This window comes from Marinobacter sp. DSM 26671, assembly GCF_900112835.1.
GTDB classification, from domain to species: domain Bacteria; phylum Pseudomonadota; class Gammaproteobacteria; order Pseudomonadales; family Oleiphilaceae; genus Marinobacter; species Marinobacter flavimaris.
Map to the genome: position 1 here is coordinate 78,270 of NZ_FONF01000002.1, position 24,391 is coordinate 102,660.

Consider the following 24,391-nt stretch of genomic DNA (forward strand, 5'->3'; position numbering starts at 1 on the left):
CTGAACGGAAATCCGAGAGACTGCCCTGCTCGCACACCGGACAATGACTCACGCCCTCACCTCGGATCAAGTCCCGCGGCCGCCCTCATGCGGGCATCGAGTTCCCGGGCGTCAATCTGATCGGACGCTATGATCTCTGCCCGGCTGTAGGCTTGCGGTTCACCCTGAATAACGGTCAGGGCTCCATCAACCACATTGATCGCCCGCCAGCCGTCCACGGTCTGAACGACAGCCTTGAAGCGCACAAAGGCCGAGTCCATGGCCATCACCAGCAATGCGTTCTCATCGAGTATCAGTTCCGGATGTATGCGCCAGCCAACACTGAAATGCCCCTGTCCCTGATTGGTAATCTGTTGCCAGGGCTCGTCATCAATAGTGGGGGCCGGCGATGCAGTCTTATGATGGTGGTGATGGTGAGCTTCCGGATCGGTCACCGGCAGGGCATCCGATTGGCCGTCCAGCCAGCCCGGTGCCAGATGCCCGAACCGCGTGTGGTGAATCGCCCGCTTGGCGGGTTCCAGTTGTGCGGCCCACTCATCAAAATGAGTCAGTTGCTCCGGGGTGCAAAGATCAGTCTTGTTGGCAACGAGAATATCCGCCGCAGCCACCTGATCCCGGAACTGCACATTGCCGAGCACCTTCGGTTCTTCGAGCCTTCGGGGGTCCACCAGGCAGATTACAGGGCCCATGGCGAGTACATCCTGGTAGTGCTCGCTGGTCAGGGTGTCCAGAATCTGAGAGGGGTGACCGAGCCCGGTCGGCTCAATCAACAGACGATCGGGCTTTGCCTTGTGAATCAGCTGGTTGAGCCCTATCTGCATCGGCAGGCCGGCAACACAGCACATGCATCCGCCGGGTATTTCCTTGATGAAGGCGCCTTCGGTCTTCAGCATGGCGCCATCGATGCCCACCTCGCCGAACTCGTTGACCAGAACCGCCCAGACCTCGTTTTCCGGTTTGCTTTTCAGAAGATCCAGAATGGCGGTGGTTTTACCGACACCCAGAAAACCAAGTATCAGGCTGGTAGGAATAGGTTGAGCCATGGCGCCGGAGGCACTCCTCTAAGAATCAAAATGTTATATTATAACAATTTATCCGCCAGGACGATCCTCTTTCAGGAACAGTCCGACGGCCTTGTCTGATAGCAGGGCATGAGCAAGTGCCGGATAGGGCAGATAGTGAACAAACAGCGTGGCGAGGGTGACTGCATCCATGCCGGCATCCAGGAACATCCAGGCCCCGAAGGCGACGAACAGGGCGCCCAGAAAACCGCCATAGATCCACAGCGCCCGTGAGCGCTCCTCAGGCATCGGCAAACGCTCAAGGGTCCGTGCGATTGAGAAGCTCATGTAGACGGCAATCAGGGCCGCAATGACCAATGAGGCCAGCAACCCGGTAAATCCGATCAGATACCGGAACAGGTAGTTGGTCAGGAAAAACAGGGCAATGCAGGTAACGGCAACAATGGTGATGCGTGTCTTTTCCATGGCGGCTCAGGGTTTGTTGGTTTTAAGGATAGGCGCAAAGAATGGCAGAGACGCCGGGAAAGAACCACCCCTGCTGCGACCGGGGTTCCAGACTGATATGATGCCCGTCATTCTCACTGGCAACCGGACACCCGATGACCACTGGCAATTCCACCCGGCTCAACAAATACATCAGCGAAAGCGGCATGTGCTCCCGCCGGGAGGCCGATCGCTATATCGAGCAAGGCAACGTCTACATCAACGGCAAACGAGCAACCGTGGGCGACCAGGTGCTTCCGGGTGACACGGTCAAGGTGAACGGCCAGGTGATCGAGCCACGGGCTGAAGAAGATCTCGTGTTCATTGCACTGAACAAGCCGGTAGGGATTGTCAGCACCACGGACAGCGCGGAGAAACACAATATCCAGCGCTTTGTGGGTCACAGCGAACGCATCTTCCCGATCGGACGTCTGGACAAGGACTCCCAGGGCCTCATCTTTATGACCAGCAACGGCGACCTGGTCAACAAGATACTGCGGGCGGGCAACAACCACGAAAAGGAATACCTGGTTACCGTCGACAAGCCGGTCACCCGGGAATTCGTGGAGGGTATGGCCAATGGTGTGCCGATCCTCGGAACCATGACGAAAAAGTGCAAGGTGTCGCGGGAGTCACGATTTGTCTTCCGGATCACCCTGGTTCAGGGCCTCAATCGCCAGATCCGTCGCATGTGCGAGTATTTTGGCTACGAGGTTACCAAACTGGAACGGATCCGGATCATGAACGTGAGCCTGAAAGGGCTTGCGGTGGGCCAGTGGCGGGACCTGAGCGAGAAAGAGCTGGCCGGGCTGTTCGATGCCATCCGGGATTCGTCTTCCGAAGCCCCGCCCGGCGCTGGCAAGCCAGCAAAAAAGAAGTCCGGAACGAAGGCCAAACCAAAGCCTGATCGCAAGCCTGGCTCTGCATCCGCACCAGGTAAGCCCGGTGGCGCCAGGCGCCCCGGCCCGAAAGGCAAGCCCGCACCTGGCAAAAAGCCGGCATCGGGCAAACGGCCAAAAGGCGGCAAGCCAAGGCAAAAGAGCGTTAAACGGTAAGCGAGGCTCGCACCTGGCCGCGCCGGGCTACTTTTTCACCCACTTACCGCCCATTTGCACATACTGGCCGGACGGAGTCTTCTCAATCGCCTTCTTGCCTGCAACCGTCTCCACCTGGGTTACCGGAATGTTGTGTTTTTCGGCAATGCGCTTGTACTCATCCCGACGGGCGCTGTTAATGGCTTCCACCACTTCCTTCGCCTGCCCTTCGGCGCGCACCACTTCCAGATAACCCGTCGGTGTTTCTCCAACCAGCCCCTGCTGCTTGACCGAGTCCAGTTTCTGTTTGGCTTCATCCAGCCCCATGGCAAGCACGGAGGCGCTGATACCGAACGCCAGAACCAGCGCAAACATCTGTATCAATCGTTTCATCTTCAACCCCTCAAACTTTCCGGACACAGTCAGAACAAGCCCTGTTCGCTGAACAGATCATCCACTTCCTTATCCACTTTCACGTAGATTTCGTGCTGGATTTTCACGTTCAGGTTGACCGTAATCGGCTCCTTTGGCGCCGCCATCTGCACTGTCGGCGTGCAGGCAGCCATCGCCAGAGGAAGCATCAGTATCATCAGTGTTCTTGCCATGGGCGACCTTTCAGGCCACCAGGGCCGCACGGGTTTTATCATGGTGCTTTCTCCTCACCGGATTCCTGCAGCAATTTCCGGACGCGCCTGGTAACAGCTTCATTGACCCTGCCACTCAACTGCAGACTGGTGAGCAGCGCGGGAATGTCTTCCTCAAGATTGACATTGAGTACCACCGGCTGCCCACCCCTCAGGTCCGGATTCTTACCTTCGAGGCGAAGGCCAAGGCTCAACTTACCCTGTTCATCGTAGTCTATCGTGCTGTTGAGGACTGAATAGTGAAAGTTTTGCAACGCCTGGACCACGATGTCCATGGCCTGGTTGCCACCGAGCATCGCCTGGAGCTTGTCCGCCGGCAACTGCAAACGGCCGCCAGGATCTATTGCGGAAATACTGCCTGCACTCACCTGCACCCCGTCGCCACTGATGCCCAGAGGAACTCGCCCTCGAAGCAACCCGCTTCCAGACAGTCCTTCGGCTGGATACACGGCCATCAGACGGCTGAGGGAGACGTCCTCAACCTCCACAGGGATGCGACCAGACCCACCGCCTAAATCGTACCTGGCAGGAGGCACTCTCAGGGTGCCTTCGAGGAACCGGGCCCTGGCCTGCTGAACCTCCAGAGTGCCGGCCAGCAGTTCCGTGACCGGCGCGCTGTAATTCCCTGAAAAAAGAACCGAGGTGACGGGAATGCCGGCATTGATCTCGCCAACGGTCATGTCCCTGAAACGGGTCGTAATCCGGGAATTTTCCAGCGATCCCCGCACCTGGCCGGTGAGCCCTGATACCGCGGTCCGGTTAAATACCCCGCCAACATCCTGCAGTTCAACGCTGCCACTGGCTGCAAGTTCACCACCCTGGCCGGTCGAAACCTCCATCGACAACCGGGCATTGCCAGAATCCACTGTCAGCAGATCCGGCCATCCGACCAGGGTTTCTGCCAGGGCCTGAACGCCCTGTTTACCGTCGATAACAGAGTCGATGGCGACGGATACGCCGCCTTCGGGATTGAGCTGGATATCGAGATCAGCCGTAAAGCCGGACTCGGAAGCCAAGGTGCCCTGCACCCTGAGATCTGCCAGGCGGCCCTTTGCCCTTCCCTGGAAGTTCCACTTTTGCGGCAGTAATTGCGGATGTTCGACGCGCGCGGCATCGACCCTGATGTCGCCATCAATGGAAATGCGCTGCGCCCAGGGGCCATTTGCGCCATAGTCCAGGGTTACCGTTGTATTGCTGAGATCCGTGCGCAGGTTGTTGAGCGTCAGCGGCTGGTCTGCACCGACAAACGTGAGATGTTCCGTCAGAACAAGAGACGAAGGGGCAAAATCGATGGTTGCGACATCACCGTTGGCGGTCACAGAAGGCCGGACATCTGCACGGCTGCCTGTTACTTCCCATCCGCCGGACCGTATATCCGGCAATGCCATACCCACCGAGCTCTGTTCAATGGCAAAGGACCAGCCTGCAACCGCCAGGGGCCAGGCCACCAGAGCCATACCACCGGCCCAAAGAAGCCCGCGGCCGATGCGTTCAGGCTTTACAGACCCTCTACTGGGCAAAACGACGCTCCTGTCGGCTCGGTTTACTCACCACGCCAGGACACGCTGTACAGATCGTGCCGGCGGTCCTGAAGGTTTTTAACGGTACCACTGTTGCGGGCAGTGATCAGTACTTCCGGGCGCAGATCCGCAAAGGCAACCGTCTCCACGTTGGGCTCGGTGTCAGCGGCGATGCCATCCCTGGCGAAGGGAAAGTCGCAGGGCGTCAAGATGCAGCTCTGGCCGTACTGGATTTCCATATTCGGTACGTTCGGCAGGTTGCCGACGTTGCCGGACATCACCACGTAAACCTGATTCTCTACAGCTCTGGCCTGGCAACAATAGCGAACCCGCAGGTAGCTCTGCCGCTCATCGGTACAGAAAGGCACAAAGATGATATGCACCCCCTGGTCCACCAGGTGGCGGGTCAATTCCGGGAACTCCGCGTCGTAGCAGATCAGCACACCGATGGTGCCGCAGTCCGTCTCGATGGCGCTGACCCGGTTGCCGCCCTGAACGTTCCACCAGAACGCCTCGTTGGGCGTCGGATGGATCTTGGGCTGGCTGAACACCTGGCCATCCCTGAGAAACACGTACGCCATGTTCCGGATGGTGCCGTCTTCCTCACGGACTGGCGTTGAGCCGGCGACAATATTGATGTTGTGGCGCAGAGCCAGATCCCGCATCAGTTCACGATAACGCTCTACGTAGTGGGTGACTGCGGCAAAGGTCTCGGCGGGGCTGCCCTTGCGGGCTTCGATGGAAAGCAGTTGCAGGGTGAACAGCTCGGGGAACACCACAAAGTCGCCCTTGTAGGTGGAAACAACATCGACAAAATAGCGGACAATCTCGCTGAATTCGTCGAACGATCCCACCGGGCGTTGCTGGTACTGAACCGTGCCTATGCGAACGGTATCGCGCATTCGTTGACCGTAGCGCTTCCGACGGCCGTTGTTCTCCGACTGGGGTACTTTCGGGTTACGCCAGACCAGATGAATACCATAGCCCATGGAATCGTGGTCGGCATCGAGATAATGCGGAATAATTCCGTGCACTTCGAAGCCCTGATGAAGCTGGAAGGAAAGCACCGGATCCTTCTGTTCCTTGCTTCGAATGGCCTCCACATATTCCTCGACGCTCGTGAACTTCTTCAGCCGCTGGCGCAGGCTCGGCAAACGGCCGGCAAACACCACTCCCTGCAGGTTCAGGGCCTGGCATAACTGCTTGCGCTCGTTGTAGAGCCGCTCCCCAATGCGGTAACCCCGGCATTCCGGATCAACACAGACTTCCATCCCGTACAACCAGTCCCCCTCCGGGTCATGCCGCGAGGCATAACCGTTACCGGTGATGGAGGTCCAGTCGTGGGCAGCGAGTGCAATCTCTTCCGCGATCCGGAACGTGGCGCAGTAGCCGACCACGGTGTCTCCGAGCATGGCAACAAACTGGCCGTCGGGAAAGGTATTGATCTGCCCGGTCAACGGCCCCTTGGTATAGCCGTACATGCCCGTGCCTTCATAAACCCGGCGACTGAGCTGGATGATGCCTGGGATATCTGCAAGCGTGGCATTGCGGACGTACAGACGCTGATCAGGATCGGAAAACGGGGGGCACATAGACACCTCAGGAAAGGCGTTGATTTCCCCTCATCTTTGGTGGGACGACAGGGATTCGTCAAGACAAATCGGCTATCCGGCGTTGCGCAGGGAGAAGCGATCGACCACTGAATACACGGAACCGGCCGGGCCAGGTTTGCTTTCAAAAAGCACAAATTCAGTAACCTGGAACTGGCCGAATCCATAGTCACCATATTCAACCAACAACGGTTCAACAGAACCCGGCTGGCGTTTGAAACGGGCCAGCGTAATGTGCGGGCGAAATGCCCGACGTTCAGCCACAAAGCCCAGACTCTCCAGTCGCCGCCCGAGAGTCTGGTGCAGCGCAGCCACCGGTGCCGCCGGCTGAACACCAGCCCATAGATTCTTCGGCCTTTCGGGCTGGCCGAAACAACCAACGCCGGCAACCTCAAGCGGGAAGGATTCCGAATCTATCTCACGGGCTGAACTGGCTACGGCTTCGAGACCTTCCCCGCTCACCTTCCCCAGAAACAGGAGGGTGATGTGCAATTGCTCAGCACTCTGCCATCTGGCGCCTGTCACCGGTGATCTGACCTTCAACAACCGGGCCTTGATTTCAGCCGGAAGCTCCAGCCCGAAAAAAAGTCGTGGCAACGCTCTATTCCTCGTAGATCATCTTGCGCACCATGCCGCCATCGGCCACAAAATTCTGGCCAGTGATAAACGAGGCCTCCGGCGAAATGAGGTAGGCCACCAAGGAGGCAATATCCCCAGGTTGCCCTACCCTGCCCGCCGGGTGCTGCAGGTGGTCGTTTTCGGAAAGCGGTTCAACCGGCTCTGCGCCGCCCTGCCAGGCCCGGGTATCGATCCAGCCGGGACTGATGCAGTTAACGCGGACATCGGGCCCCAGGCTCACAGCAAGGGCATGAGTGAGTGCCACAATGCCACCCTTGGTAGCGGCGTATGCCTCGGTGTCCGGCTCGGACTGAAGCGCCCTTGTGGAGGCCATATTAACGATAGCGCCTTTCGTTTTTCGAAGGTGCGGCACCGCATGCTTGGTGACCAGGAACGGCCCGGTCAGGTTCACGTCCAGGCGGCGCTGCCACTGATCCAGGCTCAGTTCCTCAATCGGCCCCGTCTCGGGATTGGCGATTCCGGCATTATTGATAACGGCGTCCAGACGGCCGCCCCAGCGAAGGGCTTCGGCAACGATGCGCTCCACATCGGTTTCCGAAGCCACATCGCCGAGCAGAAAGTGCAGTGCATGATCTGCACCGGCGGCCAACCGCTCACCGACGGCACTGTCGGTGTCACAGAACGCCACCTTCCAGCCAGCAGCGGCCAGGTGAAGCACAATGCCCCGGCCCATGCCTTTGGCGCCGCCGGTCACCAATGCGACGCGATCGGTTTGACTCAAAACAACCTCCGTTACGACCGCCCCTACCGGTTACTCAACCTTGGGCGTGGGCCGGACAAGAATTTCATTTACATCGACATGTGCCGGCTGAGCCACGGCATACATGACCGCATTGGCAATGTCCTCCGGCTTCAATGCATGGCCAGGACGTTCATCAAAGAAGGGCGTGTCCACCATGCCCGGTTCGATCAGGGTAACGCGGATACCGGAGCCTCGAAGCTCCTCACGAACACCATAGCCAATGGCGGTTACCGCCCACTTGGTCGCACTGTACATGGAACCGGGAATGGTGGCACGGCCTGCCGCAGACCCGGTTAACAGCAAGTGGCCCTTGCTCTCTTTGAGCGCCGGCATGCAATGCTGGAGGGTCAGGCCCACCCCGTAGATATTGGTGAGGATCATATCCTTCCAGACGTCCGGGTCAGCGCCGCTGAATCCGCCCGGCTCACCACCGCGGCCGGCGTTGGCAAACACCGCATCAATGCGGCCAAAGGTTTTCAGGGCCTGGTCGACCATGTTTTTCTGGTCATCACCGCTCTGGACGTCGCACTGGACCGTCAACACCTTTTCTTCGCCACCCAGCTCCTGCTGCAGGCCTTTCAGTTTGTCTTCAGAGCGCGCGGCCAGAACCAGCCGATAGCCCTGTTTCGCGGCCGCTCGCGCTGTTTCCGCGCCGATGCCTGACGACGCGCCTGTAATCAGCATTACAGGTTGATCTGCCATAAGCTTTTTCTCCTGTTGCTTGGGAAGTGTGGGTAGGGCTACGCCCGGTGACCCCAGACCGATCAGTCAGTAGATCTGCAGCAGGATGAGAGCGACGATGGCCAGGGCCAACAGAAACCAGCGGGCGTAGTGGTCGGGGCGATCCTCTTGGTCGCTGGCAGCCCGGCTGAGACTGCTGCCTGACGTCTGCTCATACTCGGACACCAGTTGCCGCGCCCGGTAGAGATCCTCATCATCGACATGCACGTTGCTGAAGCCCGCGGCACCAATATCACCCATGGCACCCTGAAGGTAATGGCCTCCGACATGGGCCTCAATACCGTTGGCTTCCAACAGACCAGCCACAATGTGGGCTTCGGTTATGTCTCTGGCCCGATAGGCTATTTGCAACACGCGACTCCTTCTGTGACCGTTCCGGGCAGAACCGGGACAAATCTGCGAGTATCATTTGAAGGATAGTTCGACCTGCCCGGTGGGGCCAATAACATACGGATCGACCATGCTCTGGATTATTCTCGCCATCATCGTGTTCATCGTTGCCGCAACCCTGCTTCTGTTCCGGCTTGAGGATCTGTCTCATCTGGATCGGGATGATTACCCGATCAAAGACGCAACACCCAGCGAAGCCAACCGGGAAGTGCTGGGACGCATCCGCGAGCTGGGGCAATCTTCAAAAGGCCTGCGCGGCAAGGCGCGGCTGATGGCGCTCCGAAAACACATGGACGGGCTGAGTGAAGGCATTGAACTCGCCTCGGAGCTGCGCCATTGCGAGTCACCCCGTGGCGAATGGGTTCTCGCCCCGGGATGTGATACCCGCCGCCGCATCCTGTACATTCATGGTGGCGCCTGGGCCGCTGGCAGCCCCAGAAGCCATCGGGCCATTACCGACCGTTTATCGCAGATAACCAGAGCCGCAGTGTTCGCACTGGACTACCGTTTAATGCCGGAGAACCGGTTTATGGACGGTGTAAGGGATTGCCGCGAAGCCTATACATGGCTCCTGAAACACGGCCCTGATGGCGCCGAACCGGCTGATTTCATGGTGGTCGCCGGGGATTCTGCCGGGGGCAGTCACACTCTGGGATTGATTGCCTGGATTCGGGACAATGGCCTGCGCCAGGCGGACGCCGCCATCGCGTTCTCACCATCCACCGATCTGACCCTGACCGCGCCGAGCAACCGCAACAACATCGGTTCCGATCCACTGCTCGGGCCTGTGTTTGGTGGCCTGTCGAAAATCCCGCTGCCGGTCATCTGGTGGGCCACACTGGCGGCATTCCGGGTTTCCCCAACCAGCCCTGTTGCCTCACCATTACGCGGGAATCTGAAGGACCTGCCCCCAACGCTCATACAGGCCAGCGACACCGAGATGCTGCTGGACAACGCCCGGCGTTACGCCGCGCGGGCAGAAGCAGCAGGTTCTCCGGTTACCCTTCATACCTGGCCGGGAATGGTGCACGTATGGCAGATCTTTGTGCCCTTACTCCCGGAAGCGGAGGAGGCCTTCGATGACATCAGGGCTTTCCTGGAGCAGCTGGAGTCCCGGGGTAGCGAACAGGCTTCGGCCTAAACCTGGACCTTGCCCCGCAGGGCCTTGGTTTTACCTTTTTTGGTCTTCTTGTCCACACGCTTGCGCTGTGAGGACCGGGTCGGTTTGGTGGGACGTCGGGCCTTGCGGGGTTTGACGGCCTCCTGGATAAGCTCTTTCAGCCGCTCCAGCGCATCCTCCTTGTTTAACTCCAGGGTTCGGAAAGATTGCGCCTTGATGATCAGCACACCCTCTTTACTGATTCGCTGATCATTGAGCGACATCAGTCGCTCCTTGTAGAACGGTGGCAGAGAGGAGTTGGGAATATCGAAGCGTAGGTGCACCGCGGAGGCGACTTTATTCACGTTCTGGCCGCCGGCACCCTGGGCCCGGATCTGGGTGATTTCGATTTCCCAGTCAGCAAGTTCAACAGCGTTGGATAGTTTCAGCATCTGCTAAGGTTAACAGAATCCAGAACCGTGGGCTTTCAGCACCGGGATTTGTGTGAGGAACAACCAGTTATCATGTGCGGACGATTCACCTTCTATACCCCACCGGACACCCTGATCCTCGAGTTTTTTCCCGAGGGCATGGAGGTGGACGGGCATTTTGACCCCGGCTACAACATCCCTCCCGGCACAGGTATTCCAATGATCCGGATGAGCATGAACGGCAGCCTGATCATGGCTCACTCCCACTGGGGCTTCCGGCCGGCCTGGGCGGATCAGAAAGCGCCGGCTCCGATCAATGCCCGCGCAGAAACAGCAGCCACATCAAAATACTTCCGGGACGCCTTTGCCCATCACCGTTGCCTGATACCGGCCAATGGCTGGTACGAATGGCAACAAACGGAACATGGGAAAGAACCTCACTACATAACGCCAGCGAATTCCGGGAAGTATCCGGCGATTTTCTTCGCCGGCCTCTGGACCCCGAGAGAAGGCGACGAGACCACCGCCTGCGCCATCATCACCGAACCGGCCAGCGAACACCTGAAGCATATCCATGAACGTCAGCCCGTGGTGCTTGATCCGGCCTGCCTGAGGGACTGGCTGAATCCGGAAATCACCGACCGGACACAATTGCGAGCAGTGACCCATCGCCTGGATCCTGAACAGCTGAAAGCCATTCCCGTTTCGCCGGAGGTGAATAATCCGAGGCATAACTCGCCGGACCTGATCCGGGAGGCCTGAGGCCTGTAGTAATCCTCTAATACCCGCTTCTTCACCGACGCTGATACTGTTTCCAGACTTGGCAAGACAATCACAAGGAGACAGCCATGAGCGGGAAGAAGATTCTGATGATTACCGGTGACTTCACCGAAGATTACGAAACCATGGTGCCGTTCCAGGCACTGCAGGCCGTCGGGCACACGGTTCACGCTGTCTGCCCCGACAAGAAAGCCGGCGACACGGTTGCCACCGCCATCCATGATTTCGAGGGTGACCAGACCTACACCGAAAAACCGGGGCACCGGTTCGCCCTGAACGCGGATTTTGACGGGCTGGACCCCGCGAACTACGACGCATTGGTGGTGCCCGGCGGTCGCGCTCCTGAGTACCTGCGGCTTAACAAGGATGTACAGAATCTGGTTCGCCATTTTTTCGAGACTGACAAGCCAGTGGCAGCGATTTGCCATGGTGCCCAGTTGTTGGCCGCAGCCGGGGTTCTGGAGGGGCGCAAATGCTCGGCCTATCCTGCCTGCCAGCCGGAGGTGGAACTGGCCGGCGGCACGTTCGCCGGTATCGAGGTTGATCAGGCGGTCACCGATGCTAATCTGGTAACAGCGCCTGCATGGCCCGCTCATCCAGCCTGGCTGGCGCAGTTTTTCAAGCTGCTGGATCAGTAATGCAAACGGGGCCGGCCCACCGGCCCCGCCACGCTCTCAGGGAGGTCCGCATGTGCAAGCTCTTTATCAACGCCGATCCGGAGCTTTGGGTCAGCCGGACCCACTCCCTGCGAATCGATGGCATGGTGACCAGTGTGCGAATGGAAAACGCCTTCTGGCAGGTACTGGCCGAGCTGGCCGAACGGGATGGCATGAACCTGCCCCAGATGATCACACGGCTTTACCACGAATCCATTGATGCCGGCCACGACCTCGGTAACTTCACGTCCTTCCTTCGGGTGTGTGCGCTCCGCTATCTGGAGCTCCAGCTGAGCGGCGACGTTCCCCGGGATACCCGGGTTCCGATTGCCTCGCTGGATGCAGACCGCATTCTTGCCAGCAAATCCGGTGAGCCGGCAACACCGGAGGTGGTAACCAAGGCTAGGCACTGATCAGAGGAGACCAGTCAGCGCTGGCGTCCCTGACCCGCCTGTTTTGCCTTGATATTCCGGGTGTCTGCGGTTTCCACAACCTCCTGAAGATTCCGCCTCGGAGCCGCCGGCAAATCTGTCGCCGGGTAACCCAACCTGAGCAGAATCTGCGGGAAACCCGAACGCCCAAGGAGGTGCTGAAGTTTCGGGCGAAGCACGGCGACCTGAATTGGCTGGTTCAGATAGGAAGCCTGCAGCCCCTGCCCCAGGGACCGGAGCAAAACCCGCTCCAGCGCCTGCCCGGCCTTCAGCCAGTCTTCTACGCCATCCCCGGCCGTTCCCAACGCAGCAATCACGGGTGATTCATCCGCCAGTTGACGGTCCTTGGCGCCAACGCCGTTGCCCATATCAAATGTGCGCACCACCAGTTGGGCCACGGGCGCAACCATGCCGGGAACCGTCAAACCGTCTCCCTTGCGGCGGGGATGCATCCAGGCAGCCAACTCCCGTCGCCAACTCGGGTTGGACCATTGGGCAGCGTCGCCCTCCGCCACCAGCTCGGCCACCTGATGACGCGCATGCTCCGATTCCAGAACCTGGAACCATGCTCCTTCGGTCTCCGCCGACTCTTCAAGGATGCCCAGCACCTCGGAAGGCACCTGCTTTGACTCAAACCGCTTGCGATAGGTGCGTCGCCTGGCAATCGCCCGGAACAGTTCCGTTTGCCGGCCCTCCTCCCCGGATACCGGTGAAAACGAGACGGTCGCCAGCAGATCCTCGTCGCCCGGGTCCGGCAAAAGCTGGCATTCGGTATTGAATCCTGCATGAGCGGCGGCAATCCGAAGATTAAACAGGGCACACCCGCAGCTGATGGTCAGTTCCCGGTCGTCGGGGTCGTTGACCGGCAATGCCCGTAACCGGTCCGCAAACAGGGAAATCCCGGTTTGGCCGAGTTCAAATCGCCAGGGCTGGGTGTTGTGGCTTGATGGCGCCAATGTTGCGCTCTCGAGGATGGCCGCCAGGGTGTCTCGCGGTATGGGGGTGTTGCGTGTTCCTTCGCTCATTGCAGCTCTCCCGAATGGTCTCGTGACAGACTATTCCTGCGTGAAAGGAAAAGATAGCCGGTGATGCCCGGCGACTTCGTTGAGCCGCATCAACAAAATCTCACGCTCCGTAACCTGACATTCCCGGGCGCGACAATTAAAGTGAAGACAGTGAAAACTTGCACAGGGTCTGAGATGCGTTATTCCTTCAGAAACGTCTTATTTCTGGCATTCGTGGCGCTTGCGCTCGGCGGTTGCGCCAGTAGCGGAAAGCTGCAGTCGGGTTCTACGCCTGGACTACAGACCGTTCCTGTCGAGGCATCCAGTTCGGAAAAGGCCCAAAAACTCTGGCAGGTGTTCGAGCGTTACCGAGGCACCCCCTATGAATACGGTGGCACCTCCGGCAACGGCTTCGATTGCTCAGGATTCATTCTTACCGCCTACCAGGAAGGCCTGGGCAAACAATTGCCCAGGACAACGACTCAAATGCTTGCCAGTGGTGACGTGGTTCATCCCGGCGAGATTCGACCGGGCGATGTGGTGTTCTTCCGGATTGGCGGAAAGGAACAGCACGCCGGTATCTACATGGGCGGGGACCGCTTTATCCACGCATCAACATCGGCCGGCGTTATCCAGTCCTCGATCAGCGGCTACTACTGGAAAGGCCGCCTGACCGAAGCGAGACGCTTTGACTGAGCCAGGCTGAATAGCCCGCTTCAACGCTTTTTCCGGCGCACATAGAGTACTTTGTGGACGCGCGCGACGAGCTCACCGGATTCATCAACAATATCCACGTCCCACTCTGGCAGCATTTTGTCTCCGTTTGCCGTTGCGGCGCGGATCTCTTCAACACGCTCATCAGTCAATTCAAAGCGTGCCATCACCTTGCCCTTGCCGGGACGGATAAAATCAATACTCGCCGATTTATCCCACACGATGTAGTCATTGCCCAGCCGTCGCATCAGCAGCAGCATGTACATGGGATCAACCATGCTGTAGAGCGAACCGCCAAAGTGCGTGCGCACGTAATTGGTGTTGTACCAGTGCTGGCCCATCTCCACCCGGGCCGAGCTGAAATCCTCAGCAATGTGGGTCACCCGGATTCCAGCACCGATATAGGGAGCAAACGTGGAAAGAACACGGCGCATGGCCCCGGCACTGGCAAGCCAGCGACGTAGAGTGGCGTTCATCAAACATCCTCGATGGTATAAATGACTGCAAATTCAGTAGCACGCTATCTTCCAACCCAACGCGCGCCGATGCAAGAAATTCATACGATCGTTTGAATATTAAAGACCACTGAACGTGAGATGCAGGGCGATAGCGGCCATCATGATTCCAATGACACCATCAATAATCCGCCAGGCCAGCGGCCGGGAGAGAATGGGCGCCAGCGCCGAGCCGCCCCAGGCAAGCAGGCCGAACCAGAGAATCGAGGCACTGCTCGCACCGGCCACAAAGGTGGTCGCGTCCTCTTGCTGGGCTCCGATGGCAGGAATCAACAGCAGCGTATCCAGATAAACCTGAGGGTTGAGCAGAGTGACTGCCAGGGTCGTGAACACCACGGCTTTAAGGCTTCGTTTGGTTACCTCACCCGCTTCAAGAGCCGCTCTGCCGCGGCTGGCGCGAACGAAGGACTGAATCGCAAGCCAGCCAAGGAAGGCCACACCCAGCCACCGGAGAATCTCCAGGGCCTCAGGCATGGCCATCAGGGCAGCACTGATGCCGAACATACCCAGGGTAAACAGGGTGATATCGGCCACTATGCACAGCCCGGCTGACCACCAATGATGTTCCTGGCGTATTGCCTGGCTCAGCAGGTAGGCGTTCTGCGCTCCGATCGCCACGATAATGCCGCCACACACAATCAGACCGGTCAGGTAACTCTCAAGCACGTGAATCTCTCCTTAATGAATGGCGCAAGGTTACCGCTTCCCAGCTATACTTGAAATTCATACTCATAATGCTGCATCAGTTTTACTTATGATTGACTACAAATTGCTGGAAGCCCTGGCGACGGTCATTGAGTGCGGAGGATTCGAACGTGCCGGCCTGGCGCTCGGGCTGAGCCAGTCGGCCATTTCGCAGCGAATTCGCACCCTTGAAATCCGGCTCGGACAACCGGTTCTGGTGCGAAGCCCGGCACTCAAGGCCACACCGGCCGGACAGCGTCTGCTCAACCACGTTCAGCATGTGCAATTGCTGGAGCGCGACCTGACCAAGTCCATCCCGGCACTCTCGGAACCCACAGCTAGACTGCGCATCGCGCTGAATGCCGACAGCCTGGCCACCTGGTGGGCGGCCGCGGTAGGCAACTTCTGCGCGGAGGAGACCCTGCTGCTGGATCTTGTGGTCGAGGACCAGGACATTGGCCTTCGCAGGATGCGCGAAGGGGATGTGGCTGCCTGCCTGTGCAGTAGCCCCCAGCCTGTTGCCGGTGCCCGCTGCGTGCCCATTGGCACCATGACCTACATGCCACTGGCAACTCCGGACTATGTGCACCGATACTTCGGGAAAGGCCTGAGCGAAACCAGCCTGAAGAATGCCCCGGCCATTGTTTTCGGGCCGAATGACCAGCTGCAACACCGGTTCCTGGCCCAGTGCGGGTATCACGGCACCTTCCCTCACCACCTTTGCCCATCCTCGGAAGGTTTTGTGAAACTGGCGCTGGCCGGCATGGGGTATGGCATGATTCCGGAAATGCAGGCCCGCCCGGAAATATCTGCCGGGCGCCTGGTGAGCATCGCGCCTGAACAAACCCTGGAAGTGCAGCTATACTGGCACTTCTGGCGCCATGGCGGCGGCGTGATGGACCGCCTGACCAACGCCCTGCGGTCTGCGGCCACGTTGAATTCAAACGTGTAAACAGGGGGAGCAACGATCAGAATGAAGCACCTTGTGGCGGTTTACGGCACGTTGAAACGTGGCCGGAACAACAGCCATATTCTGCGAGGCGCCCGGTTTGTCGGGACAGACTGGATGCCCGAACTGAGCCTGTATCACCTGGGCCCCTACCCGGGTGCCATAGAGGAACCTTCCCCGGGCGTCCGCGTGGAAGTCTATGCGGTTACCGATACGATGCTGAAAACACTGGACGAACTGGAAGACTTCTTTCCTGAACGCCCGCAAAGCAGCCTGTATATCCGCCAGACCATGGACACTCGCCACGGGTCTGCCTGGGTGTACATTTACAATCGGCCGGTTAAAACGATCCAGCGGCTGCGCTCCGGGAGCTGGTAGACCATAGCCCACACACCTTCACCATAAGGACACCAGATTGGACCTGACAACGCCTGCCCTGCTCTTCCCGGCGATTTCACTGCTGTTGCTGGCCTTCACCAACCGGTTTCTGGTGTTGGCGCAGCTGATCCGCCAACTCAAGCAGATGGACACCGAGGAAGACCACGCCCTGATTGCCCGACAGATCGGCATGCTGCGCAAACGGATTGTGCTGACCAAACGCATGCAGGCGTTCGGCGTACTCAGTTTCTTCCTGTGTACGGTTTCCATGTTCCTGCTTTTCCTGGGTGCCGATCTGCCAGGGGTGATCGCGTTTGGCGCCAGCCTGGTACTGCTGTCTTTCTCGCTGCTGTACTCGCTGTACGAAATCCAGATCTCAACCAATGCCATCAATGTCGAGCTGGCCAGCTTTGAGGCCCGCAAGAGTGCCGGCCGGGAAGATGTCGACTATTCGTGAGGCCTGTTTGCGCCGGAATTCACGACCCGGACACCAAACCAGCGCGGAAACCGGAGCAGACAAAACAGGGCAATCATGTCGTAAAGGGCGTGCCAGACCATGACCAGAGCAAGGCTTTCGGATAACAGGTAGGCCGCCCCCAGAACCATGCCAAGGCCGGTAGCCACCAGAAAATAGGTAAATGAGACATAGTGCACCAGACCGAACAACACCGATGCCGCAAGCACGGCCGTTACAGGGTCCGTCTTTGTCATCAGCCAGCCCTGGATTGCGCCCCTGAATAACAGTTCCTCACCGACTCCGGCCAGGAGGGATAGCAGAATGAGCACAGCCGGGGAGTAGCTGGAGGCAAAGTCATACAAACCCTGCATCTGCCGCTCGAGGTTCTCCGGGAACAAGCCGGGCACCCGCGTAAGCAACAGCAAAACGGCGTAGGTAAGAGCGGCTCCAACCGTCCCCAGGAGAATGCTGGGCCACAGGCCTGGCCCAACATGCAGCACCGGAATTCCGAATAGCAGTATCGCCACTAATCCGATAACGCCAATGGCGCCCTGGAATAACAGAGCGGCATTGGAGGACATACCCGAGTTTCGTCGTTTACCCAACGCCATTTACTGGTCGAACAAGGGCTTCACTGGAAACAGCGCATCGTATTTTGGCGCCTGCTTCTGGGCTTTGGCCTGGAACGATTTCATCATGTCCGTCGGGCGGAACATGCCGGCCTGCCAGGTGGCCATATACTTGAGGCTGTCTTCCACACTGTGGTCGCGACTGTAATTGAGCATTTCCTTGCAGCCAGTGACGGCCAGAGGAGAGTTCGCCGCAATCTGGCCGGCAAGGGCCATAACGCCTGCCAGCATGGATTCCTGGTCGGCGTAAACGGCGTTCACGAAGCCCAGATTCTGCGCTTCAGTGGCGGAGAATTTTCGGCCGGTGTAGGCCAATTCACGAACCACGCCCTCGGGCATCAGTTTGGGCAGGCGCTGGAGCGTGCCGACGTCGGCGGTCATGCCCAGCTCGGTTTCCTTGATGGTGAAGTAGGCATCTTCCGTGCAATAACGGCTATCGGCGGCACACACCAGATCCAGCGCGCCACCGATACAGCCACCGTGGATGGCTGCCAGCACGGGAAGCCGGATTTTTTCCAGAGAGGTGAGAGTATCCTGCAACTGCAGCACAACCCTGCGAAGGTTTTCCGCCATGCGCCCGGGGTCACCGTTCATGGGCACGGCTTTGGGATCACTGAATACACCCAGATCCATGCCCGCAGAGAAGTGTTTGCCGGTGGAGGAAATGACGATAACGCGGGCATCGGTGTTGGCCTCAATATCCTGCATGCACCGGGGCAACTCGAGCCAGAACGCCTTGTTCATGGTGTTCAGGGCCTCCGGACGACTGAACTGAACGTGGGCGATGTGGTCTTTAACCTCAATCGAAAAACTCTCGTAACTGGACAACTCAGACAAGACAGCACTCCTTATATAAATGTCGCTAACCGGCTCATTAGCGGTCGCCCCGGCTAATGTATCGTCAATTCTGCTACCTTCGTATTATGGCGAACAGAGACACGACACGTTAACCCGAAAAGGCCTGGTATGGAATTCACCTTCCTCGGCACGTCAGCCGGAACGCCGACAAAATCGCGCAACGTAACCGGTCTGGCGCTGAGCCACGGCGGACCAAAACACTGGTACCTGATTGACTGCGGTGAAGGCACCCAGCACCAGTTGCTGAGAACCCATCATTCCGTGATGCAATTGCAGGCCATATTTATCACCCACATCCATGGCGACCATACGTTCGGGCTGCCGGGACTGCTGACCAGCGCCTCCATGCTCGGCCGCACCGCTCCTTTGTACCTTGTTGCGCCAAGACCGGTAAAAACCTTCATAGAGGCCGCCATCGTTAATAGTGACTCCAGCCTGAGTTTTGAATTGAGATTTGTCGATTCCGAAGCAGAGAACTTCCACTGGGAAGACGACTCCCTGTCGGTAACTGCAGTCCCCCTGTCCCATCGTGTCTCCTGCAGGGCCTTTGTGTTCACGGAAAAGAATCTGGAACGCCAGCTGGTCCGGGACAGGCTCGAAGCGGATGGTATTGAGGCCGGTCCCGCCTGGGGCCGCCTGCAACAGGGCGACGACGTGGTACTGGAAGATGGGCGCCTCGCCCGTTGTGATGATTACACCCGAATTGCCAGAAAACCTCGCAAGGTTATCGTAGCCGGCGACAACGACCAGCCCGACCTGCTTCTGGCAGCGTGCACGGGTGTTCAGGTGGTCATCCACGAAGCGACCTACACCCAGGAGGTCTCTGACCGGGTCGGACCCTGGCCGCAGCACAGCTCCGCTGCCCAGGTAGCCCGCTTCGCCGAGGCCGCAGGCGTTCCCAATCTCGTCCTTACCCACTTCAGTTCCCGTTACCAGTTCAATCCGGATGCTTATCCGCACATTGGTGAGATCGAATCCGAAGCCAAAGGTATTTATCGGGGAAACCTTTATCTGGCAAAGGATTTTGCCTGTTATGAGCTCAACAGGGATCTGATGCTGAAGCCCATCGAGCGTCTATAATACAGGCGTGGATTAAACGAGCCGCCCAGGCTTATATGTGTCGCTTTTATAGATTCACTTTGCGTTTGCTGAAGTTCAAATTAAACTGAACCCACAATAAATTGAACAACGATTCATTTTTCACTGCTCAGGAAGGCGGTCAATGACCCGGCTCAACGCAAAACACTCCAGACTCAGCAAGGATGCGGTTGTCGTCGCGCCCGGCCTCATTCCCTGTGGCTGTGTCATTGACAGCGTGGCTCTGGGTAAAGAAGGGCTGCGCCTCACCCTGAAGCACTTTTCGTCGCCCGCGGTACTCGACCAGCTGTCATCGTCTGCCGCTGCACAGACCGATCTTCATGTTTTCCTCGATAATGACCATGAAAAACAGCATATCTATTACAGAGGCACGGTTCAGGTTGGCCGCAGTAGCGGCATTTCGCTGGACATAGCTGGGAACACCGAGGAACTCAGCAACGACATTGAGCGTTTGTTACAGCACACTGGAACGAATCGGCTCGAAGCCGCGACTCCGGATCCTTCACTGAAACAGCTCTACCACCAGCATTGCCGTCGGCTTCTGGAACAGTTGCTTCCGGAATTTATGGAAGGCACCTTCGAGGGCATTGAAGCCGACCTGGAAGAGGCTGCAGAGCTGCGTGAGATTACCCGGCTCAAGGACATGCGCTTCATTTTCCAGAGTCGCCAGCAACGAATGCTCCAGGATTTCCAGGCCCAGTTCCAGGCCAATCAGGCAACCCTTGAGCCCGCCGCCGAGTCCCGGGCCGGCAACAAGGAGTTGCACCTGCTGCAACAGCACGAGTTCGAGGACTGGCTGGACCTGCAGGCCATCGCCACCCGCGTAAACAAAGCAAATACCGGGGCCAACTTCCTGCTCAACCAGTTTCTTAACCAGATTTTCCGACAGGACGTCAACGATGACAACAATCCTCTGACGCCTCGGGCCCTGTGCGTCTGCCTGCAGTATATGGTCGATCATCTGGGCATTGCGCGGGAGCACCGCCTGACCATCTATCGCGCCTGGGAAAATGCTCTGGTCCGGGTCTGGCCCGCGGCCATCCGGTCCCTGATCAATGACTGCCGACGAGCTGGTCTTGAGGCCATAGATATCACCGAGCTGCCCGCAAACTGGTCACTCCGCGATCGGGAGCACGCAACGGACGACGCGGGTTCAGCGACGGCAGCCACAGAAGACTCATCCGAAGAAACTCCGGAAACCAATCACGCCAGGCCCGAGGCGTCCGGGTCGCCTTCGGTCGGTCGTTCCCTTTTTCAATTGATGGCCCTGGAGTCAAACCCCTCGTCTGAAGTTTCTGACTGGGAGGAGCCCAATCCAAGGCTTTCGGAAAACCTCCGCTCCCGGCGCCGGGAACTGCTGGACCGGTTGCACGGCGACGAGCCCGATATGGCGGGACTGCTTCGGGAACTGGCCAACTCGGACTCCGACCTTGCCAGTTCCCTGGATCACACGGCCGTTGAGAAGGCCAATCTGGTGGACCGACTGTTCGAGCCTCTGAAAACCCACGATGAACTCTCGGGCTCGCTTCGCCACCAACTGCAAAAGCTTCGACTACCCGTATTCGAAACGCTGGTTGAAACACCGGATTTTCTGAATGCCGGCGACCACCCGGCCCGGGATATCATCAATAACCTGATGCACATCTGTCTTGCCGAGAGAGCCTCAAGCAAGAAGCTGGAAGCAACGGTTGCCGATATCGTCGAGGAGCTGACAGAGATCGAGGTATCGGATCCGGACCTGATGGGAAGCCTGGGCGAACGCCTGAAACAGCTTGTCGAGCGTCAGGACCAATCGTTTCACCGCAACTCGGAACGGCTGGCAAAAACCCTGGAGGGCAAGGAGCGCCTGCGCCTTACCCGCAAGGAGGCAAGGCAGAGGCTGAACTCGCTCTTGAGCAACAGACAGGTTCCGAAGATTCTGATCCGCATTCTTCAGGCGGGCTGGGAGCAGTTGATCGTCCTGACCATGCTGAGAGAAGGTCCGGAAAGCCGGCATTGTGAGGAACTGTTTGATGTGGTTGCACAGCTCCAGGCCTGGCTTTCGCCTGCCGACACCTCCGAAGAGCTGGCATTTGAACGGGAGCTGGAGAGCAGCGTCATGCTGCAGTTCATCGAGCGGGAGCTGAAGACCGCCGGGGAAGTCTCGCGCGTAAGGCCGGTTATTGACGAGCTATCCGGAATTCTCGAGGGCAACGGGGAAGCAGAAACCACATGGGTTGATGAGTACGGTGACGCCGATGAAGCGCCGGCCCCGCTGCCACCGGAGCTTGAAGACAGTCGTTGGGCCTCAAGGGCAAAGGAGATTTCCGTAGGCGACTGGGTTGAGGTTCGTCTGGATACCGGCGAGACCCGCCGGTTGCGGCTGGTGTGGGGCAGCGAGGATTCACTCAGGTTTGTTTTTCTTTCGCCCAAAGGCATGAGCGAGGTCAGTTACGGGTTTCCCGAGTTTGTGCAGAAACTCGCTGAAGGCGAAGCCTGGCTGGTTGAGAGCGGAGACGTCCCATTCCTCGACCAAAGCCTGTTCAGCATCGTTGAAGATGTTTACCGGAAGCTCAATTTTCAGGCAACCCACGATGCCCTGACGGGGTGTATGCACCGCCATGACTTCGAGAAACAGGTTTCTCAGCTGATCAGCATCCTGCCGTCATCTGCTGAAGACCATGCCGCCGCCCTTATGGTTCTGGATATAGACGAGTTCAGTGTCATCAACGCCTCCTATAGCGCGGACGCCGGCGACGCCCTGTTGAGGCATGTCGCCGACACACTCCGTAAGCAGAGCGAATCCCGATTCTCGGAGTCCCACGTTGGCCGGATCAGCGGCAATGAGTTTGCGGTGCTCATCAATAACATCAGTACAGAAGACTGCCTGGATTTTGCAGAGTCCCTGCGGCGCAACTTCGAGCAACATGTGTTCCGGCATGGGCAGGCGGAATATCGGGCAACCGTCAGCATCAGTATCCGGCCGGTAACCGGGGCGGGACAGTCACCTGGCGACCTTCTCAATCTTGCGAGCCTCTCGCTTAAAGCAGCCAAGAAGCTGGGCGGGAACCGGATTGAACTGGCCCGGGAAAACCGGGACCAGTCCGGGCTCGGCACCCCCCAATGGGTCACCGAAATAGACCGGACCATCCGTGATGGCAGCCTCTACCTTCGGGCCCAGCCCATCGTTGCCCTCGAACCGGAAGACGGCGAAGGCACGATGTACGAACTCTTGCTCGGCCTGAAAGACAGTGCTGGCAAGGAGATCTCGCCCCAGGGCTACATCGAGGCAGCCGAACAGTTCAAACGCAGCACACGGGTTGATTTGTGGGTCATTTCCGAGGTGCTGACGTGGATGCGTGATAATCCCGAGGCGCTCGCCAGGATTGCCACTCTGAACGTTAACCTGTCAGGCTCGTCGTTGAGCGATGACAGCTTCATGCTCGGCCTGGAATCCAATCTCAGGGCGAATCCGGAGCTGGCCCACAAGCTCTGCTTTGAAGTAACCGAGACCTCTGCCGTCGCCAACCTCCATTTTGCCTCGGATTTCATGCGCGAGATGAAGCGGCTGAACTGCCGGTTCGCACTGGATGATTTCGGCACCGGCCTGTCTTCCTATGCGTACCTCCAGAAACTGCCAGTGGACTTCGTGAAAATTGACGGCATATTTGTAAAGGATATGGCGACCAACCTCACGAACTACGCCATGGTGAGGTCGATCAACGAGCTCTGTCATTTTCTGGATCTTCAGACCATCGCCGAATACGTGGAAGACATGGAAATCATGGACACCCTGAAAGAGATCCAGGTGGACTACGCCCAGGGCTTCGCCATTGCCAAGCCGCGCAGGCTGGACAGCCTTGGAACCGCGAATTCCACTCCCCCGGTTTATGCCTACAAGAAATAGCTTTGCTTTTCCTCCTGGCAGGAGTACAGTGGGCCTCGTTGGAAAGATTTAGCAAAGCATTTCATCAATAAGACCGCTCAGCTGTAATAAGTAGCACGTCCTGTTTTTGATCACGCCAGTTTTTTGTTTCCGCATACCGCCGATCAGCCATCAATAAGATGACGTGACGGCACATTAAATGATTGAAATCAGGAAGAATACTATGTCTACAGTTACCGGCAACGTTAAGTTTTTCAACGAAGCAAAAGGTTTTGGCTTTATCACTCGCGAAAGCGGCCCGGACGTTTTTGTTCACTACAGCGCTATTCAGGGCGGCGGTTTCAAGACTCTGGCTGAAGGCCAGCAGGTCGAGTTCACCGTTACCCAGGGCCAGAAAGGTCCTCAGGCGGAAAACGTTGTCGCTCTGTAAATAACAGACGACACGTTCAGAAAAAGGCAGCTTCGGCTGCCTTTTTTCGTTGTTGCTCCCTGCCGAAACTACAGAATACCTTCCACCGGGATCGTCTCGGTATTTTTTATCTCCCGCAACGCAAAGTTCGAATTCACCTGGGCAATGCCCTGCAGGGTAAAGATTTTTTCGTTCAGGAACCTGTCGTAACTGGCCATATCCGGCACGATTACCCTGAGCACGAAATCGGCATTACCGGTCACCGCAAAGCACTGAAGCACCTCCGGATAACTGCTCACCTGCTGCTCAATCTCCGCCGTGCTGTCGATGTTGTGCCGCTGCAGTGACAGATTGACGAGCACGCACAGCCCCTGACCAATGCGTTCCGGATCCACTCTTGCGCTGTATCCCTGAATCACACCGCTTTCCTCAAGTGTGCGCACCCGGCGCCAGCAAGCAGCCGGTGACAAACCCACCTGTTCGGCCAGTAACTGGTTACTGATGCGCCCATCCTGCTGCAGCACCGATAGGATTTTCCGATCCAGCTTGTCCAGCTCCACCTGCTTCATTTGGTAACACCTGATTTTTATCAAAGGTTCTTTCTCTTTA

General features: G+C 58.0%; 29 protein-coding genes. 12 read left to right on the forward strand and 17 right to left on the reverse strand.

Features of this window, described 5'->3' with window-relative positions:
* Positions 1–56 precede the first annotated feature (56 nt).
* Complete coding sequence (locus tag BM035_RS02445) at positions 57–1,043, reverse strand: CobW family GTP-binding protein (RefSeq protein ID WP_053114694.1); 987 nt, start codon at positions 1,041–1,043, stop codon at positions 57–59.
* A gap of 48 nt (positions 1,044–1,091) precedes the next feature.
* Positions 1,092–1,487, reverse strand: coding sequence for a hypothetical protein (locus BM035_RS02450; RefSeq protein WP_008175980.1), 396 nt, complete (start codon positions 1,485–1,487; stop codon positions 1,092–1,094).
* Between the two features lie 134 nt (positions 1,488–1,621).
* On the opposite strand from BM035_RS02450, the gene rluF reads away from it, so the two are divergent.
* The gene (rluF, locus tag BM035_RS02455) at positions 1,622–2,560 is read left to right on the forward strand and encodes a 23S rRNA pseudouridine(2604) synthase RluF (RefSeq protein ID WP_053114693.1); all 939 of its coding nucleotides are present in this window, start codon (positions 1,622–1,624) and stop codon (positions 2,558–2,560) included.
* Between the two features lie 27 nt (positions 2,561–2,587).
* Here the strand turns inward: rluF and BM035_RS02460 are convergent, their stop codons facing one another.
* The 8 genes from BM035_RS02460 to BM035_RS02495 form a co-directional block, all read right to left on the reverse strand.
* Positions 2,588–2,932, reverse strand: a complete 345-nt coding sequence (locus BM035_RS02460; protein WP_008175984.1) for a YdbL family protein — start codon at positions 2,930–2,932, stop codon at positions 2,588–2,590.
* Positions 2,933–2,961: 29 nt separating this feature from the next.
* Positions 2,962–3,144: a YnbE family lipoprotein gene (locus BM035_RS02465; RefSeq protein WP_014576371.1), complete on the reverse strand. Its 183-nt coding sequence runs from the start codon at positions 3,142–3,144 to the stop codon at positions 2,962–2,964.
* A 38-nt stretch (positions 3,145–3,182) separates the two neighbouring features.
* Positions 3,183–4,703: a YdbH domain-containing protein gene (locus BM035_RS02470; protein ID WP_254775356.1), complete on the reverse strand. Its 1,521-nt coding sequence runs from the start codon at positions 4,701–4,703 to the stop codon at positions 3,183–3,185.
* A 23-nt stretch (positions 4,704–4,726) separates the two neighbouring features.
* Positions 4,727–6,295, reverse strand: coding sequence for a bifunctional GNAT family N-acetyltransferase/carbon-nitrogen hydrolase family protein (locus tag BM035_RS02475; RefSeq protein WP_092030189.1), 1,569 nt, complete (start codon positions 6,293–6,295; stop codon positions 4,727–4,729).
* Positions 6,296–6,367: 72 nt separating this feature from the next.
* Positions 6,368–6,910 carry an RNA 2',3'-cyclic phosphodiesterase gene (gene thpR, locus BM035_RS02480; protein ID WP_092030191.1) on the reverse strand — a complete coding sequence of 181 codons (543 nt, stop codon included), beginning with the start codon at positions 6,908–6,910 and terminating at the stop codon, positions 6,368–6,370.
* Positions 6,911–6,914: 4 nt separating this feature from the next.
* The gene (locus tag BM035_RS02485; RefSeq protein ID WP_092030192.1) at positions 6,915–7,673 is read right to left on the reverse strand and encodes an SDR family oxidoreductase; all 759 of its coding nucleotides are present in this window, start codon (positions 7,671–7,673) and stop codon (positions 6,915–6,917) included.
* Positions 7,674–7,703: 30 nt separating this feature from the next.
* Positions 7,704–8,396 (reverse strand): SDR family oxidoreductase, encoded by a 693-nt coding sequence (locus tag BM035_RS02490; protein ID WP_041645030.1) that lies wholly within the window; start codon positions 8,394–8,396, stop codon positions 7,704–7,706.
* Between the two features lie 66 nt (positions 8,397–8,462).
* The gene (locus BM035_RS02495; protein WP_014576365.1) at positions 8,463–8,789 is read right to left on the reverse strand and encodes a putative signal transducing protein; all 327 of its coding nucleotides are present in this window, start codon (positions 8,787–8,789) and stop codon (positions 8,463–8,465) included.
* A 106-nt stretch (positions 8,790–8,895) separates the two neighbouring features.
* On the opposite strand from BM035_RS02495, the gene BM035_RS02500 reads away from it, so the two are divergent.
* Entirely contained in the window at positions 8,896–9,966 is a 1,071-nt protein-coding gene (locus BM035_RS02500) for an alpha/beta hydrolase (protein ID WP_092030194.1), read from the forward strand.
* Here BM035_RS02500 and arfB read toward each other — a convergent pair.
* Positions 9,963–10,376 (reverse strand): alternative ribosome rescue aminoacyl-tRNA hydrolase ArfB, encoded by a 414-nt coding sequence (arfB, locus tag BM035_RS02505; RefSeq protein ID WP_014576363.1) that lies wholly within the window; start codon positions 10,374–10,376, stop codon positions 9,963–9,965. The two genes, BM035_RS02500 and arfB, sit on opposite strands and share 4 nt — an antisense overlap.
* A 72-nt stretch (positions 10,377–10,448) precedes the next feature.
* Here arfB and BM035_RS02510 point away from each other — a divergent pair, with 72 nt between their 5' ends.
* The 3 genes from BM035_RS02510 to BM035_RS02520 all read left to right on the forward strand — a co-directional run bounded on the left by BM035_RS02510 (position 10,449) and on the right by BM035_RS02520 (position 12,204).
* Positions 10,449–11,117, forward strand: coding sequence for an SOS response-associated peptidase (locus BM035_RS02510; protein ID WP_008175999.1), 669 nt, complete (start codon positions 10,449–10,451; stop codon positions 11,115–11,117).
* An 86-nt stretch (positions 11,118–11,203) separates the two neighbouring features.
* The gene (locus tag BM035_RS02515) at positions 11,204–11,773 is read left to right on the forward strand and encodes a DJ-1/PfpI family protein (RefSeq protein ID WP_008176000.1); all 570 of its coding nucleotides are present in this window, start codon (positions 11,204–11,206) and stop codon (positions 11,771–11,773) included.
* Positions 11,774–11,823: 50 nt separating this feature from the next.
* Positions 11,824–12,204 carry a ribbon-helix-helix domain-containing protein gene (locus BM035_RS02520; protein ID WP_014576360.1) on the forward strand — a complete coding sequence of 127 codons (381 nt, stop codon included), beginning with the start codon at positions 11,824–11,826 and terminating at the stop codon, positions 12,202–12,204.
* A 14-nt stretch (positions 12,205–12,218) separates the two neighbouring features.
* On the opposite strand, the gene BM035_RS02525 is transcribed toward BM035_RS02520, so the two are convergent.
* Positions 12,219–13,247: an Acg family FMN-binding oxidoreductase gene (locus BM035_RS02525; RefSeq protein WP_092030195.1), complete on the reverse strand. Its 1,029-nt coding sequence runs from the start codon at positions 13,245–13,247 to the stop codon at positions 12,219–12,221.
* A 174-nt stretch (positions 13,248–13,421) separates the two neighbouring features.
* On the opposite strand from BM035_RS02525, the gene BM035_RS02530 reads away from it, so the two are divergent.
* Positions 13,422–13,922 (forward strand): C40 family peptidase, encoded by a 501-nt coding sequence (locus tag BM035_RS02530; protein WP_092030197.1) that lies wholly within the window; start codon positions 13,422–13,424, stop codon positions 13,920–13,922.
* 20 nt (positions 13,923–13,942) lie between these two features.
* On the opposite strand, the gene BM035_RS02535 is transcribed toward BM035_RS02530, so the two are convergent.
* Together BM035_RS02535 and BM035_RS02540 are read right to left on the reverse strand one after the other, a co-directional pair.
* Positions 13,943–14,416, reverse strand: coding sequence for a DUF4442 domain-containing protein (locus BM035_RS02535; protein WP_092030198.1), 474 nt, complete (start codon positions 14,414–14,416; stop codon positions 13,943–13,945).
* 99 nt (positions 14,417–14,515) lie between these two features.
* Positions 14,516–15,121 (reverse strand): LysE/ArgO family amino acid transporter, encoded by a 606-nt coding sequence (locus BM035_RS02540; RefSeq protein ID WP_092030200.1) that lies wholly within the window; start codon positions 15,119–15,121, stop codon positions 14,516–14,518.
* An 88-nt stretch (positions 15,122–15,209) separates the two neighbouring features.
* Between BM035_RS02540 and BM035_RS02545 the strand changes: the two genes are divergently transcribed.
* From BM035_RS02545 to BM035_RS02555, 3 genes are read left to right on the forward strand one after another with little or no spacing between them, the layout of a single operon-like run.
* On the forward strand, positions 15,210–16,091 hold the full coding sequence (locus tag BM035_RS02545) for a LysR family transcriptional regulator ArgP (protein ID WP_092030201.1): 882 nt from the start codon (positions 15,210–15,212) through the stop codon (positions 16,089–16,091).
* A 21-nt stretch (positions 16,092–16,112) separates the two neighbouring features.
* Positions 16,113–16,466, forward strand: a complete 354-nt coding sequence (locus BM035_RS02550) for a gamma-glutamylcyclotransferase family protein (protein WP_008176007.1) — start codon at positions 16,113–16,115, stop codon at positions 16,464–16,466.
* Between the two features lie 37 nt (positions 16,467–16,503).
* Positions 16,504–16,923 carry a DUF2721 domain-containing protein gene (locus BM035_RS02555; RefSeq protein ID WP_008176008.1) on the forward strand — a complete coding sequence of 140 codons (420 nt, stop codon included), beginning with the start codon at positions 16,504–16,506 and terminating at the stop codon, positions 16,921–16,923.
* On the opposite strand, the gene BM035_RS02560 is transcribed toward BM035_RS02555, so the two are convergent.
* Complete coding sequence (locus BM035_RS02560; protein WP_092030203.1) at positions 16,914–17,504, reverse strand: CPBP family intramembrane glutamic endopeptidase; 591 nt, start codon at positions 17,502–17,504, stop codon at positions 16,914–16,916. The genes BM035_RS02555 and BM035_RS02560 overlap by 10 nt on opposite strands.
* 30 nt (positions 17,505–17,534) lie before the next feature.
* Positions 17,535–18,380: a crotonase/enoyl-CoA hydratase family protein gene (locus BM035_RS02565; RefSeq protein ID WP_254775359.1), complete on the reverse strand. Its 846-nt coding sequence runs from the start codon at positions 18,378–18,380 to the stop codon at positions 17,535–17,537.
* A 138-nt stretch (positions 18,381–18,518) separates the two neighbouring features.
* Between BM035_RS02565 and BM035_RS02570 the strand changes: the two genes are divergently transcribed.
* The 3 genes from BM035_RS02570 to BM035_RS02580 all read left to right on the forward strand — a co-directional run bounded on the left by BM035_RS02570 (position 18,519) and on the right by BM035_RS02580 (position 23,803).
* Positions 18,519–19,490 (forward strand): ribonuclease Z, encoded by a 972-nt coding sequence (locus BM035_RS02570; protein ID WP_092030207.1) that lies wholly within the window; start codon positions 18,519–18,521, stop codon positions 19,488–19,490.
* A gap of 142 nt (positions 19,491–19,632) precedes the next feature.
* Positions 19,633–23,394, forward strand: coding sequence for a DUF1631 family protein (locus BM035_RS02575; RefSeq protein WP_092030209.1), 3,762 nt, complete (start codon positions 19,633–19,635; stop codon positions 23,392–23,394).
* A gap of 202 nt (positions 23,395–23,596) precedes the next feature.
* Positions 23,597–23,803: a cold-shock protein gene (locus tag BM035_RS02580; RefSeq protein WP_008176018.1), complete on the forward strand. Its 207-nt coding sequence runs from the start codon at positions 23,597–23,599 to the stop codon at positions 23,801–23,803.
* A gap of 68 nt (positions 23,804–23,871) precedes the next feature.
* On the opposite strand, the gene BM035_RS02585 is transcribed toward BM035_RS02580, so the two are convergent.
* Positions 23,872–24,351, reverse strand: a complete 480-nt coding sequence (locus BM035_RS02585; RefSeq protein WP_014576349.1) for an Lrp/AsnC family transcriptional regulator — start codon at positions 24,349–24,351, stop codon at positions 23,872–23,874.
* Positions 24,352–24,391: the final 40 nt, after the last annotated feature.

Excerpts from the sequence above, each read along its gene's own strand:
- BM035_RS02445 (WP_053114694.1), bottom strand. The coding sequence starts at position 1,043 with ATGGCTCAACCTATTCCTACCAGCCTGATACTTGGTTTTCTGGGTGTC.
- BM035_RS02450 (WP_008175980.1), bottom strand. The coding sequence starts at position 1,487 with ATGGAAAAGACACGCATCACCATTGTTGCCGTTACCTGCATTGCCCTG.
- rluF (WP_053114693.1), top strand. The coding sequence starts at position 1,622 with ATGACCACTGGCAATTCCACCCGGCTCAACAAATACATCAGCGAAAGC.
- BM035_RS02460 (WP_008175984.1), bottom strand. The coding sequence starts at position 2,932 with ATGAAACGATTGATACAGATGTTTGCGCTGGTTCTGGCGTTCGGTATC.
- BM035_RS02465 (WP_014576371.1), bottom strand. The coding sequence starts at position 3,144 with ATGGCAAGAACACTGATGATACTGATGCTTCCTCTGGCGATGGCTGCC.
- BM035_RS02475 (WP_092030189.1), bottom strand. The coding sequence starts at position 6,295 with ATGTGCCCCCCGTTTTCCGATCCTGATCAGCGTCTGTACGTCCGCAAT.
- BM035_RS02490 (WP_041645030.1), bottom strand. The coding sequence starts at position 8,396 with ATGGCAGATCAACCTGTAATGCTGATTACAGGCGCGTCGTCAGGCATC.
- BM035_RS02500 (WP_092030194.1), top strand. The coding sequence starts at position 8,896 with ATGCTCTGGATTATTCTCGCCATCATCGTGTTCATCGTTGCCGCAACC.
- arfB (WP_014576363.1), bottom strand. The coding sequence starts at position 10,376 with ATGCTGAAACTATCCAACGCTGTTGAACTTGCTGACTGGGAAATCGAA.
- BM035_RS02510 (WP_008175999.1), top strand. The coding sequence starts at position 10,449 with ATGTGCGGACGATTCACCTTCTATACCCCACCGGACACCCTGATCCTC.
- BM035_RS02515 (WP_008176000.1), top strand. The coding sequence starts at position 11,204 with ATGAGCGGGAAGAAGATTCTGATGATTACCGGTGACTTCACCGAAGAT.
- BM035_RS02520 (WP_014576360.1), top strand. The coding sequence starts at position 11,824 with ATGTGCAAGCTCTTTATCAACGCCGATCCGGAGCTTTGGGTCAGCCGG.
- BM035_RS02525 (WP_092030195.1), bottom strand. The coding sequence starts at position 13,247 with ATGAGCGAAGGAACACGCAACACCCCCATACCGCGAGACACCCTGGCG.
- BM035_RS02530 (WP_092030197.1), top strand. The coding sequence starts at position 13,422 with ATGCGTTATTCCTTCAGAAACGTCTTATTTCTGGCATTCGTGGCGCTT.
- BM035_RS02535 (WP_092030198.1), bottom strand. The coding sequence starts at position 14,416 with ATGAACGCCACTCTACGTCGCTGGCTTGCCAGTGCCGGGGCCATGCGC.
- BM035_RS02545 (WP_092030201.1), top strand. The coding sequence starts at position 15,210 with ATGATTGACTACAAATTGCTGGAAGCCCTGGCGACGGTCATTGAGTGC.
- BM035_RS02550 (WP_008176007.1), top strand. The coding sequence starts at position 16,113 with ATGAAGCACCTTGTGGCGGTTTACGGCACGTTGAAACGTGGCCGGAAC.
- BM035_RS02560 (WP_092030203.1), bottom strand. The coding sequence starts at position 17,504 with ATGTCCTCCAATGCCGCTCTGTTATTCCAGGGCGCCATTGGCGTTATC.
- BM035_RS02570 (WP_092030207.1), top strand. The coding sequence starts at position 18,519 with ATGGAATTCACCTTCCTCGGCACGTCAGCCGGAACGCCGACAAAATCG.
- BM035_RS02575 (WP_092030209.1), top strand. The coding sequence starts at position 19,633 with ATGACCCGGCTCAACGCAAAACACTCCAGACTCAGCAAGGATGCGGTT.
- BM035_RS02580 (WP_008176018.1), top strand. The coding sequence starts at position 23,597 with ATGTCTACAGTTACCGGCAACGTTAAGTTTTTCAACGAAGCAAAAGGT.
- BM035_RS02585 (WP_014576349.1), bottom strand. The coding sequence starts at position 24,351 with ATGAAGCAGGTGGAGCTGGACAAGCTGGATCGGAAAATCCTATCGGTG.